Below are 12,870 nucleotides of genomic sequence, written 5' to 3'. Positions count from 1 at the left end.
CGGATGGCTAACGAAACCAGGATCCCCGAGTCCGAGTTCAAAGTGTTACAATATCTGGTTGAAGAAAGCGATGCCGGGAATGTCGAGGACATGGCCCGGAAACTCGGTGCGGATCAATCCCAAGTCGCCGCTGCGGTCGTTCTACTGGAACGGCGGGGCTGGGTTGAGACGACAGAAACTCAAACACGGATCTATTGTTTAACTGAAGCCGGTATCGAAACCGTTGAACATGGTTTGCCGGAACGCCGGATCCTTCGGGCCCTGCAGGAATCGGATGGGCAATGCTCTATGCAAGAGATCGCCGGAAGGGTAGGCATGGAGCCCAAGGCGGTCGGCGGTATATTGCGCTTCCTGCGGCAGCGTGATTGGGCGGAGCAAGAGGGTCCTTCCCTTCGCATAACGGAACAAGGCCGGAAGGATTTAGCGGGTCAAACGGCCGAAGAGGCGTTTTTAAACTGGCTGGCGCAACAGCCGGAGCAACGGGCGCCGGAGACCGCTTTGGCGTCCGCTCCTTCGATTCCATCGGAAGCGGAAATCCAGACTCTGAGTCAAAAGCGGCGTCTCCTTGACATCAAGACGCGAAAGCAGCGCTTCCCCAAGATGTCGGAGGCGGGGCGGGCGGCCTTTGTCGGAATAAAGCCTCAATTGGAGGTGTCGCAGCTAACACCCGAACTCCTCGCCAGTGGTGAATGGAAAGAGGCCAAGCTGAAACCCTACGATGTCCGCCTCGATGTCAAACCGGTTGTTTCCGGTAAAATCCATCCGCTGCAGGCGGTCATACAAGGCACCCGGAATGCTTTCCTGAGGATGGGGTTCACCGAAATCGTCTCACCCTTCGTCGAATCGGCTTTTTGGGATTTCGATGCCCTTTTTCAACCCCAGGATCATCCGGCCCGAGAAATGCAAGATACCTTCTATATGAAGGAGCCTTCCCGCGCCGATCTTCCTGCGGATAGTGTCCTCGTCGAGCGCGTCCGCCGTGTTCATGAGGATGGGGGCGAGACCGGATCGCGCGGATGGGAGATCCCCTGGAATCCGGAGTTGGCCCAGGGGACCGTCTTGAGAACACATACAACGGCGGCCACCGTTCGGGCCCTCGCCAAGAATCCGAAGGGGCCACAACGGGTTTTCTGTGTTGGCCGTGTTTTCCGGCGTGAGGCGATAACGTACAAACATCTCCCCGTTTTTACACAGGTTGACGGCATCATCATCGACGACGCCGGAACATTCTCCACCCTTCTGGGCACCCTTGGCGCCTTCTATGAAGGAATGGGTTTTAAAAATTATGAATTCCGGCCGGCATTCTTTCCTTATACGGAACCGAGTGTCGAGGTCTTCATCTTCTACGAACCGAGAAAGACGTGGGTCGAGATGGGCGGCGCGGGGGTCTTCAGACCGGAGGTGACGCGCCCTCTCGGCTGCAACGTCCCTGTCCTGGCCTGGGGCCTGGGTCTGGAACGATTGGCCATGCTCCGCCACGGAGTGACACATATGCGGGATCTTTACCTTCCCGATATTCAATGGTTAAAGGAAGCGCCGATATGCCCGTCGTTGGAATCCCGGTAGAACAATTACAGGAAGTCATTGGCAGGCCCATCGAGGCCGAGTCACTTGAGAAGACCCTCGGTCTTATGGGTTGCGATGTAGAGGGGCTGCAAGTTATGCAGCGCCATCGCTGCAACCAGTGCCGCTTCATATTGGAGTTATCACCCCAAGAAGAAATTCCACTCGAGTGTCCGGAGTGCGGATTTGAATTGCGTGAAAGGGGGGCATCGGAGCCTCTGCCTGATCTTGAGGTCTTGAGGATGGATCTGCTGGCCGTTCGTCCTGATCTGTTTGACCCGGGCGGATTGGGCCGCGCCCTGCGCGGATACCTCAATATTGAAACCGGTCCTAGAACGCTGAAAGTCGAGGATCCCTGCTGTGATCTCACTGTCGACGGGATCGTAAGCCGGCCGACCTCTCTACGCCCAAAGATCGCGGTGGCCGTCCTGGAAAATGTGACGTTGGATGAGGAGCGCGTTAAAATCCTGATGAAACTTCAGGAGAATCTCCATTGGGCCTTGGGACGGGACCGACGGCATGCCAGCATTGGCGTTTATGACTTGGATAGTGTTAAACCTCCATTTACCTATACGGCGAAAGATCCTGCTTCCTTCTTTTTTAGACCATTAGGTGCGACAGAGGGAGAGGATTGGAGCCTGAATCGAATTCTGGAGGAGCATCCAAAGGGAGTAGGGTATACGCATCTCCTGAAGGGTTTTACTCATTATCCGATCCTCCATGATGCCGATGGCCGCGTTCTCTCAATGCCGCCGATTATCAATAGTGAGGAGACGCGGGTGACGCAATCTTCAACCAGACTTTTTGTCGATGTCACCGGTCATAATGATAGGGCGGTCGGCAAGGCACTGAACATTCTTGTTACGAGTCTAAAGGAATTGATTCCAGAGATGAGGATTCGGGCTGTCCGCGTGCTGGATTCAGATAAAAACGAACGCATCACGCCCAACCTGAAATCGGAGAGCCGAATCATTTCATTGAGGGAGGCCCGGAAAGTACTGGGTATTGATCTATCGCAAAATGAAGCGGTCGACCTCCTAAGGCGCATGCGACATGGGGCGATGCCGGAAGGCGAAAATTCCATAGCTGTGGAAATTCCCGCTTATCGGAACGATATTCTCCACGAGGTGGACCTCTTTGAGGATCTCGCCATCGCGTATGGATATGACAAAATTCCAAAGATACTTCTACCGGTTACCACGAAACCCTCTGAACGGCCCGTTGAAATCTATTCAGGGAAGGCCCGGGAAATCCTGACGGGTCTGGGATTGATTGAAGTTATGGCATTAGTCTTGACCAATCCGGAAACGAATGACCTGATGCTCGGCCGGGAACCTTCTAAGGATGCGGCGCGTATCGACAATCCCATCAGTCGTGATCAGAGTCAGTTGCGCACACAGTTGATACCGGGTCTTCTTCAAATTCTTCACCAAAACCGGCATCGGCCCTTGCCACAAAACATCTTCGAGATTGGTGATATCACCTTGTTGGACCGGTTCTCTGAAACGGGCGCCCGCGAAGAACGCCATATCGGCTGCGCTATTGTTTATCCCTCCGCCGGTTTTGCTGAAATGAAGGCCATTGCGCAGTCAGTCGCGTTGGAATTCGATTGCACCATGGATTTGGAACCATACGATGAAGCGCCATTCCTCGCGGGCCGCGGAGCGCGGGCCATTCGAAACAATCCCCAAGGAGAGAAAAGCGAGGTTCTCATTTTCGGTGAAGTGCATCCTGAGATCCTCGAGCGATTGGGTCTCACAAATCCGGTCATTGTCATGGAAGGATCGCTGCTGGCCTTGATGGGAGAAAACCCGGTGAATCAGGATGTATGGAGAAAGAGCTAAACCACCGACAAAATGTCGCCAATGTCATCTTCTTCAAAGCCGATGAAGCGGATTTCGGGACGCAGCACGATTCCCGTCTTTTCAAAAACCGTATCGCGGACCTACCGAATGAGGGACAGGGCTTCCACTGCCTTGCCGTCTCCCTGATTCACAATATAGTTGGCATGGATATCTGAAACCATCATGTTGCCGCAGATTTTTCCCTTGAGGCCGGAAGACTCGATGAGTCGTCCCGCCGCTTCTCCCGGGGGGTTTTTGAAAACCGATCCGCAGGATGCTTTCGCTGGTGTCGATCGCCGTCTTTTGTGAGAAAAGTGAACCATCCTTCTTCTCAGCTCGGTCGGGTTTTCACTTTGTAGCAAAAATTCACCCGTTAAAACGAGCACATCACCCGACGGATTTTCCTTTAAAGCGCTCGTCCGGTAACCATAGGAAAGCCGGTCCGGGTCCCATTGAATGATTTTTGATGCCTTTTCAAGGATCTCCAGCCGAAGTAAGACCTGGCTGATATCGCCGCCAAAGGCCCCGGCGTTCCCGACGATTGCGCCGCCGATCGTGCCGGGAATACCTTCCGCCCATTCCAGTCCGGCCCAACCCCGATAGGCCATGGCGCGGGCCGTTCCGGCAAGTGCGGCATTGGCGCCCGCCCGGAGCCGCGCTGATCTGCCATCTTCCTCAACGTGGAGACGAATAGAGCGATCCCTGTAACGCACAACGAGGCCGGGGAATCCCCGATCGGAAATCAGAATATTGCTTCCGCCTCCAATAAAGAAGACGGGCAGCTGAAGATCAAAACCGGCCCGGAGATCCGACGCGAGTGAGGAGGGATCGGGGGGTTCCGCGAAATATAGTGCCGGACCGCCAATCCTCCAGGAGGTGAAAGAGGCCAGAGAAACATCTTTTCTCCAATGCGATGGGATCTCTTTTTCAATCTGAGTCATTAAACAAATCTCTCTTGAGAGTGGAATCGAACTCCCGCCCATCGGGTATTGTGTGTCTTCAAGATGCGGGGGTCAAGAATCTCATCACGGAATAGGAATCCCAATAGAAAGGTTGCGGGCCAATCCACTGGCATTGGATTGGCCCGCCTGGGTGCCTTTCTCACGAGAAGGACTATTTGAGAAGCACCATCTTCTTGTTCGACCGATATTCTCCAATAGTCAGCTGAGACCAATAGATCCCACTTGAGACATTCCGGCCTGTATCATCGGTTCCATCCCAAACAATATTCTGCAGCCCCGCATCCATAACGCCTTTTTTCAGCTGGCGCACGAGTCGGCCGGAAACATCATAGATGGCCAACTCAACGTCGCTTCGCTGGGCGATAGCGAAGGAGATAACGGTGCGCGGATTGAATGGGTTGGGACGATTTTGGTAGAGACGGTTTATTTTAACTTCAACACCGTCGACATCGGGAACATCATCGGTAATCCCGCAGGGATCCGTGCAGAATGCCGGAGGAGGACCATCAAACAGCCAGTTGAGCGTTCCAACAAGCTCGGACGCCACCGCTGAAACAATGCCGGCGCTGTCGGGAACACAAGTGCCGCCGGCAAATGAGCTTGTAATGTGGTGATAGCTGTAACCCTCAACACTGGTCCGGTAATTGTTCAAGCCAAGATCTTCATTGACGATCTGAGCGAATTCAACGACTCCCTTTGGACCGCTGAAGTCAAAATCGAACCAGCTCCGGTTGCCCTGGCCCGTTCCCTGGGGAAAGAGGACCGAGTAAGTGTAGATATTGGGACACCCATTGCCATAAGCCCAGTAGTCCGTTGAGGATGGGAAGACCGGCATATCGACATCGATGACCTGGATACAGAATGAAGTATCTTCGGGCGTTCCACTGGGGCAGCCGGCGTCGCGGTAGGGTGAACAATCAAGCCCCGTCCCGAGGGCGCCGAAGAGGAATGAGGGTCTGTGTTCTTGAATAATGAGGGCCATCTCATCGCCGTTCAGGATCAAGCCCTGGCGGACTTCAGATTGATCACAGATTGAAGTCAGGAGCCAGTCCTCCAAACCGATGAAATCAGTTTCCTCCAAGGCGCCGCCACTGAATAAACCGGAGTTCACGATGATTCCGGAATAGGCCAGAAGCTGCGGCAGTGTGGCTCCATTATTTCCAGTACGGTAGAGAGAACTTCCATTATAATTGGTGCTGGCGCCATCCTCGTCGTAGCGATCATTGTTCGGACCGACACCGGGAACTTCCTGGAGAAAGTAATCCAGCGCCGGTTGAATGAAGTTTTCCGCTCCACGATTGTAAGCGTCCACATAGAGGACACAAGGCCAAACAATTTCTTCTGCAACAGGATCCACACGCATGCTCGGCAGGATTTCAATCTCGCGGAAGAAACCATTTGTAGTGTCCTCAACAAAGGCAAATTGTGGATTGCCGATATAATTCGTGGTTACGAAGTACTGAATTAAAGTTCCCGGTGTGAAGAGATCGTCGGGAAGAATCTCATTCTCATCGGTCAGGTCATTAAAAGCCATGTTGAACCCGGCTTCACTCTCATGGAAGTAGGAGCAGAACTTATTGCTGAAGGGCATAATGGTCTGACACGAGTCCATTCTAACCGCCACAAATCCCAACTCGGGATCGCCGGGCAGCCGGCTTTTCCAGGCATTGTAGGCCGTTTGGTTGATGGCGGGCCCCACCCGGGGAAGTTTAAACCAGAGTTTAGCTTCCCATGAGGGCGTTGTACCCAATACCGGCGGACCCGAAATGGACAGCGAATCACTCAATGTGAAGGGCGGCGCTGTTCCCGCGCCCACGTCCCATGAGTCACAACGTCCAGTCGCCGTGGGATCAATAAACATGGATTGACCGAATCCATCTTGGTAGTAACATCCATTCCCATAGTCCGCGACGGGGGCATCGGGAATTCCGGTGACACAGACCTGGATGTTATCAATGAGCGGTGTTTCGTTGCTGGCACCTGTACAATTTGTGATTCCAAAGCAAGTGCAGCAGGCTTTCACCTCTATGCAGAACCGATAATAAGTTGCACCGCCTGGGACTTCATTTTCCGTTGCATTATCATTGGATTCGTAGCAGATCGGATCAGTCCCAACATACAGGTAGTCATCATCGCCGGACCGTGGAGACCAGCCCAAAGAACCCGTTTCTGTACATTCCCAAGGATAATAGAACCAGCCGGGACGATACAAAACCCCATTTTCGAGCGGAAGCCAGGAATAGATATCCCATCTGGCAAAGATGGAATTATAGTCAGGCGCAGGATAGGCGCTCCTATCAATGATGGGACTTACCGCCATGTTCCACTGACTGTTTTCTGCACCGGGATCGCCGTGAGTAAGGTTGTCATCATGGAACGCGAGCACATAATTTGATAGCTCACAGGCGCATGGATCCAGGATGAGATAGTTATCGATCGGATTGATCGCTATCCAGTTTCCTACCCCTGGACAATGCTCGTAAACAAAACCTTCACTATCGCTTTCCCAGTCATAGGTTGTCGATCCGGCATCACTTGCGAGGGTTACATTATCAAGACCGATGGCGCCATAGGTAGAGCAGTAGAGGCCGTCCTCATCCGACCAAAAGGTATCCGAAACGAATTCAAAACGCAGCTTGAGGCCGTCTGTCCCTTCAGGGATATTGAAATCATAAATCTCACTGGAGAAGGTCACAGGACTGCCCGGCAACCCATTGATTCCGCCGAGATCATCCACATCCATTGCTTCTATCAGGATGGATCCATCGTATGCCAGAATCTGAACCTTCGTGTAATCAAAGGTCAGGCCTTCAGAATCGGTGTAATATTGAAAATTGATCGAAATATCGCCGGTAGTGTAGGGGATCAGTGGCGCTGTTGCTCTTTGACAAAGGCTGTTTGGATAACCCAATGCGCAATCAAGGCCGGCGTCACAGGTCCAGCAGCCCGCATCGGCGTCAGATTGTTCCCCGCCGCACCAGAGGTGGCCTGAACTGGCATTGGTCATCGGGGCGGAAGCGGGGCATTCATAATCTATCGCCCTATAACGAGCCCACCAGTACTGGCCGGAATTCTGGGTCATATCAATGCCATACCAACCTTGCATTGTTCCATCAGAAAAATCCCAGATACCGCCTTCGACGGCATAGCCATTCCCATCATGGCCACCGAAGCAGATAGTATCCGCCCGGCTGAACGTATTTGCCGTGGTCAAAGGTTTATCGCCATCCATCTCCTTTGCAACGACCTGTTTTGTGTTTAGGAAACGATCGGCCCGTGGTGTAAAAGCCTGCGTACTCGAAGCAGCCCCCAAAAGACAGAGACAAACCACAACGACTAATATCTTCCTCATGTTTTCCGCCTCCATTGGTTGTGTCTTTTCGGACTGAAGAATGTACAAATCCTGCAGCCGGATTTTGGACATTCCTCTCCATAATCCGGGTCGACAGAACCCGGACGAAGGACATACTCGTCCAATAGGGGGGGACTCCCTACAGATGACTCCATTCCAATTAGGGAACTAAGGCATCCCCATCTTGGATGGCCTAAATAAGGAATTTTGCTTAGGAACCCCGTAGTCCGCGCCCCGGCAGGAGGACGGGGGATCCCCACTTTTGGCTGCGATCCATTTTGCAGCCGCCGCAAAAACTCGAGGTTGGTGCTTCCTATCTCTCATGCTTAAGCGTTCCAGCCTGTCATTAGATTGGCATGGATGCATTCGACAGGCCATTCCACTTCGGCCACAAGGAGTATAAAACTCTTTTACTGGATCGGCCACGAAATTGTTTCAAAAATTATGAATTATTTCATTGATGGGATGTCTCTTATGCGCTCAATGAATCGTTCCAAATATTCCAAAACCAGGTGGAATATTATTTATAATGATATTTAATAGCCAAATATTATCCGGCAACTGCAGTTTACTACGGGGAAGGATGGATGACCATCCGACAGCGGGTCATTCATCCCGCCCGGTCATCATCCAGGTAACAGCTTTGCGGGCCGCCTCGGCGGCCGGCCCCTCTTGGCATGGGAAGAATGGGAAGAGTTGGAAAAATATCCTACCTTGATCCAGACTTAGGGCCGAGTCTTCCGAGGTCGATTCATACCTCAGAGCAATGGGACATCCGTCTATTTGTGATGGTATATTTTGATATTTAAATGTTTCGGCGACGTAGATCGTATCAAGACCGGGCTCGCGTCTTATGGGGATGGTCCGGCCTTTTTTATAAACCTCAAACCAAATTGTGCCGCCGACCGGAAGACCATCGGCGATGCGGGGTGTTTCGGGATCCCAAACGTCTGGATTAATTCTGAGATCCGGATAGAGTGGGTGAACCGCCCTGGAACCAATCCAACCATCTACTTGCTGGCTGTTACTTGAGGGCTTCTTTACGCAATTTCTTAGATGAAGGAATTTCCAGATGAAGTCATTTTGATCCCAAGCTGGGGTATCAACTCCGGGAACACTGGGGCACAATCCGTCATCGTCATAATTGAAATTGTCGCCGGCAAGACACCCGACTATTTTTGATCCATAGAAGTAGACCCGCCCGCCGGCCCCAACGTAATTTGTCAATAGGCTGCTCTCAACTTCATTCCGCGCCAGTCCGGATGAGAGCGTGCCGAAGAAAAAAGAATTCCATATCAGGAGTTTATAGGAGGCTATCAATTCTAAAGGTATTCTTGCGGCATTGAAATGTTCATCCTGTCTGCCGTATATATCGAAAACATCAAGTGCTTCACCCGGATCCATGAATTGATAGACACATTGAAATAGACGGTTTCTAAAGGCATCATGTACGGCGTCATTGCCATAAAAGTAAGGCCTCAATGTCGCGTCATCGACAATCAATGCCGTTCTATTGAAACTGAAGGCTATGACTTTAATCTGAACCCAGCAGAAGCGAACGGATCTTGGATTATTTGATTCGTCTAACATTTTTACATAGAAATTATGCGTTATTCCGTTATCAGTATCCGGAAACATCAAAGGTGTCTGGATTTCATCCCATAGGCCCCAGCCAATCCATCCGCCGATTCCATTCGGTGCATTTGTGTACTCATCGCCAGGGTCCTCGATGTCGAGAGAATAATTCACATTTCCAGGGCCGCTGCCGCAGAAGGCGGCATCTCCTTCCCAGCGAAAACGAATCGGCGTTTTGCTCGGAACTTCAACCTTCCAGACGGTTCCATCACTTGGAAAGGTAAATGCTCCCAGTCGATTTTCCCTGATAGTAACGATGGGCTGGCATTCTTCGTTCGTCACCTCAAATCGAAAATAGTTACGTGCTTGCTCTAAAAAGGGTTCAATAGCGCCCGCTTCATCAATGGCACGAATGCCGAATACATAGAGTTCCCCCAAGGGAAGTTCGGTGAGCCGGAGGCTTGAGATCTCTGCTGAAATCCTTATCCACTTGGTTTTATCGCCAACAAGAAGGGTATCCAGAAATATATTGTCATTTTGAATGAGAGCCTCCCCCGGATCATCCATCAAATTGACATTAACTAATTTGTATTCATAATAGACCGGCAATTTGACCGGAGTAGAGGAATCAAGATCCTCACCCTTCCAAGTTACGTTGAAGGTGCGTGGTCTACGAAGCAAAAGCGAACCATCGGCTATAATGGGGAAGGTGATTTTCGTGTTTGGGGCAATTGTCCTTGCATTGAAGTATCTTGAGTCAATCTTTGAACGCTCGAATTCGTTGTCAATGGATCGGATGAAGAATCGATGCCAATCATAGAATGATGAATCGGCTGGATCAAAAGTTGTTGCTCGAAAATTAAAACCCTCACCGAATTCGAAGGTGCCTCGCCATGCCCGTTCCAGTGTTGTATCATCGACAGCCCATTCAAATCCAGTGACTATGCCGTCATTATCCCATCCATGCCAAAGAAATTTTACACGAAAATCTACTCCTGCTGGATCTTCGTTGAAGACACCTCCTGTAATCCGGACGTGGGGCCGCTCATTCGGAAGGGGACTGCCAATAACTCCTTCTTCGGGTTTTAGAAGACACTGTATCTGACTCAATCCCAGTAGAATCACTCCAGCGAAAACGACCCATGTTCTTCTCATTTCCCGAAGTCTCTTGATAATCCATATCGGATGCATGAATTGAAGGCGCTGCAGAAGGGCCATCCGAACCGATAGGGGACGAGTTGGTTGATCTGAGAATTGTTCATGGAGAATATCCTTCAAATCCTTTCAACACGATTCCCCGGCTGCGATACCTCATATTAGATCAGATTCAGGGCGTCAACAAAGCGATCCCAGGCATTCCAACCAAGAAGCGCTGTAACCGTAATAAATGGAATGAGTTAGTTGTACTTCTGCATGACCCGCCTGAAGCCGGGGAGGGAGCCCCTTATTTCCTTTTCTGTAACGCAATAGCTCAACCGGATATGGCCGGGACGGCCAAAACCGGAACCCGGAACAGCGAGGATATATTCTTTCTGCAGATCCCGAATGAAGGCCATATCATCCTCACCCGGTGTTTTTGGAAATAGATAGAAGGCGCCATCCGGTTTGGAGATGCGGAGTCCCGCCTCATTGAGGCCCACGCAAAAGAGATCTCTAAGATTCTGATATACCGCTACCGGGACACTCATATCTTGGGCGAGGGCGACTGTCCTCTGGAAAAGAGCTGGAGCGTTGACATAACCGAGTGTTCGGTTTGTGAAAGTCATGGCCTCGCGGAGTATGGACCGGTCCTGGTGTTGTGCTGAGATGGCGGCAAAACCGATCCGTTCACCGGGTAAACCAATATCTTTCGAATGGGAGGTGATGAGAATGGTATTGGCATGAGCGTCAAAAATCGAGGGAGTCTTTTTCCCATCAAAAACTATCTTTCTATAAGGCTCATCACTCAGGATGGTTATCGGATGTCCCGCTTCTTGTTCCTTCTCGCCCAGGAGATCGCCAAGCTCCCGGAGGCGCTCGGCGGTATACATCTTTCCTGTCGGATTGTTAGGTGAATTGAGAATAATGGCTTTCGTCCGTCCGCCGATGGCCGCCTTTAGGGCGGCCAAATCCAAGTCGAAATCATCTGCCGATTCGGCGATAACCATGCAGCCGCCATGGTTGTCGATATAGAAACGATATTCCGGGAAGAAGGGAGCGATCACGACAACTTCATCGCCGGGATCCAGAAGGGCTTTGAGCGACACATTCATGGCGCCGCCGGCGCCGCATGTCATGATAATATCACCGGCTTCAAGCGGGGTTCCTGTTGTCTTCTTAAGGTAATCAGCGACCTTCAAGCGCGTGGCGGGATATCCTGCATTGGGCATGTACCGATGGCTTCCAGGAGTGGGTTCAGCAATATATTTTCGGAGGATTTCTTGGTATTCTTCAGGTGGTTCAAGTATGGGATTACCCAAGGTAAAATCAAAGACCTTCTCTTCGCCAACTTCATTCTTCAGACGGATACCCTCCTCGAACATCTTTCTAATCCAGGAGGCCTTGGTCATGAATGTCTCGATCTTTTTGGAAATTGCCATTACACAACCCTCCTGAGAATAAAGTCAAATTAGCATTTATGTTGCGATGAAGAGTCCTGGCCTTGCGACTTCCCTTGCTGTTTCTCCATGAATTCAGTGCGGAGAATGGACATGACAAGAACATCACAATATGCACCGTCATGGAAGCTGGCTTGGCGGAGCGTACCCTCTCTAATAAATCCGCATCCTGCGAAACAATGAATCGCCCTCGTATTGTAGGAGCGAACCTCCAGACCAATGCGAACGGCGGCGCGATTACGAAACATGAAGCCCAGTAATAACTGAATGGCCTCCGACCCATAGCCGCAACCCGTGTTTCGTGTCGTCAAGGCGATGGAAAGCGTGTAGCAGTTCGGAACGCCTTTGATTTCCTTGACCGAAATAATACCGTATTTGTCCTGTCCGTCATGAGAGGTGATGAGGAAACGTTCCCAACCTTGCCGGTGGAAGAGCTTTTCGAAATCCCTATCAAGGGCATATCGAGAAATGGCGGCATGCATTGAGACATCATAGTTTTGCAGCCCGGTATCATTCAGTAGGTCGAATAGAAAGCACAGATCCTCCCTCTCAACCTTTCGTAGACGCACCTTTCCGCCAATGAGCATGTGATCCTCCTATTGGCAATATCCTGCCGGCTCCATTAATAGTGGGCGGTCTGTGTTGTCTCGCATCAATGAGAATAGGGGTTTGGTAGAGCCAATGCCACCAAAGAATTACTTGTGCTTCGAAGATTGCATTTGGCGTGTTTCCTGCACACCTAGCAGGGTATGTCGAAATGTCGAACCTATTTCAAGCCGCCGCACTGTCCCAATCCGCATTGCCGGTATCACAAGAAGCCGGAGGGGTGGCGGTATAAGAAAGCGGGATTCTTTTCCCGCAAGACAAAACCTTATCGTGTGCAACGTTATAAATGTCAGCATTGTGACCGCGATTTCAGCCGGCAGACATTCCAGGCCGACTATTGGTTGAAACGGCCGGAACTCTTCCGCGCGCTC

At 51.2% G+C, this 12,870-nt stretch carries 8 protein-coding genes; 3 read left to right on the top strand and 5 right to left on the bottom strand.

Annotation, left to right across the window (positions count from 1 at the left end; all coding sequences use genetic code 11):
• The first annotated feature begins 3 nt into the window (after positions 1-3).
• Positions 4-1,566, top strand: coding sequence for a phenylalanine--tRNA ligase subunit alpha (locus KJ970_16090; protein MBU2692445.1), 1,563 nt, complete (start codon positions 4-6; stop codon positions 1,564-1,566).
• The gene (gene pheT, locus KJ970_16085) at positions 1,542-3,407 is read left to right on the top strand and encodes a phenylalanine--tRNA ligase subunit beta (GenBank protein MBU2692444.1); all 1,866 of its coding nucleotides are present in this window, start codon (positions 1,542-1,544) and stop codon (positions 3,405-3,407) included. The genes KJ970_16090 and pheT overlap by 25 nt, the downstream gene beginning before the upstream one ends.
• Before the next feature lie 101 nt (positions 3,408-3,508).
• Here pheT and murB read toward each other — a convergent pair whose 3' ends face one another.
• The 5 genes from murB to KJ970_16060 all read right to left on the bottom strand — a co-directional run bounded on the left by murB (position 3,509) and on the right by KJ970_16060 (position 12,480).
• Positions 3,509-4,348, bottom strand: coding sequence for a UDP-N-acetylmuramate dehydrogenase (gene murB / locus KJ970_16080; GenBank protein ID MBU2692443.1), 840 nt, complete (start codon positions 4,346-4,348; stop codon positions 3,509-3,511).
• 172 nt (positions 4,349-4,520) lie between these two features.
• A complete protein-coding gene (locus tag KJ970_16075) occupies positions 4,521-7,721 on the bottom strand; it encodes a T9SS type A sorting domain-containing protein (GenBank protein MBU2692442.1) in 3,201 nt (1,066 codons plus the stop codon).
• Positions 7,722-8,327: 606 nt separating this feature from the next.
• Positions 8,328-10,451, bottom strand: a complete 2,124-nt coding sequence (locus KJ970_16070; protein ID MBU2692441.1) for a hypothetical protein — start codon at positions 10,449-10,451, stop codon at positions 8,328-8,330.
• A gap of 242 nt (positions 10,452-10,693) precedes the next feature.
• Complete coding sequence (locus tag KJ970_16065) at positions 10,694-11,875, bottom strand: pyridoxal phosphate-dependent aminotransferase (protein MBU2692440.1); 1,182 nt, start codon at positions 11,873-11,875, stop codon at positions 10,694-10,696.
• A gap of 29 nt (positions 11,876-11,904) precedes the next feature.
• The gene (locus KJ970_16060; GenBank protein ID MBU2692439.1) at positions 11,905-12,480 is read right to left on the bottom strand and encodes a GNAT family N-acetyltransferase; all 576 of its coding nucleotides are present in this window, start codon (positions 12,478-12,480) and stop codon (positions 11,905-11,907) included.
• 162 nt (positions 12,481-12,642) lie between these two features.
• Here KJ970_16060 and KJ970_16055 point away from each other — a divergent pair.
• The coding region (locus KJ970_16055) for a hypothetical protein (GenBank protein MBU2692438.1) at positions 12,643-12,870 on the top strand (228 nt) is incomplete at its 3' end.

The sequence above is a fragment of the Candidatus Eisenbacteria bacterium genome, assembly GCA_018831195.1.
Classification (GTDB): domain Bacteria; phylum Eisenbacteria; class RBG-16-71-46; order CAIMUX01; family JAHJDP01; genus JAHJDP01.
Note: the sequence above shows the minus strand (reverse complement) of the source record. Positions and strands in the feature narration are given on the sequence as shown.

Excerpts from the sequence above, each read along its gene's own strand:
- pheT (MBU2692444.1), top strand. The coding sequence starts at position 1,542 with ATGCCCGTCGTTGGAATCCCGGTAGAACAATTACAGGAAGTCATTGGC.
- KJ970_16060 (MBU2692439.1), bottom strand. The coding sequence starts at position 12,480 with ATGCTCATTGGCGGAAAGGTGCGTCTACGAAAGGTTGAGAGGGAGGAT.
- murB (MBU2692443.1), bottom strand. The coding sequence starts at position 4,348 with ATGACTCAGATTGAAAAAGAGATCCCATCGCATTGGAGAAAAGATGTT.
- KJ970_16090 (MBU2692445.1), top strand. The coding sequence starts at position 4 with ATGGCTAACGAAACCAGGATCCCCGAGTCCGAGTTCAAAGTGTTACAA.
- KJ970_16065 (MBU2692440.1), bottom strand. The coding sequence starts at position 11,875 with ATGGCAATTTCCAAAAAGATCGAGACATTCATGACCAAGGCCTCCTGG.
- KJ970_16075 (MBU2692442.1), bottom strand. The coding sequence starts at position 7,721 with ATGAGGAAGATATTAGTCGTTGTGGTTTGTCTCTGTCTTTTGGGGGCT.
- KJ970_16070 (MBU2692441.1), bottom strand. The coding sequence starts at position 10,451 with ATGAGAAGAACATGGGTCGTTTTCGCTGGAGTGATTCTACTGGGATTG.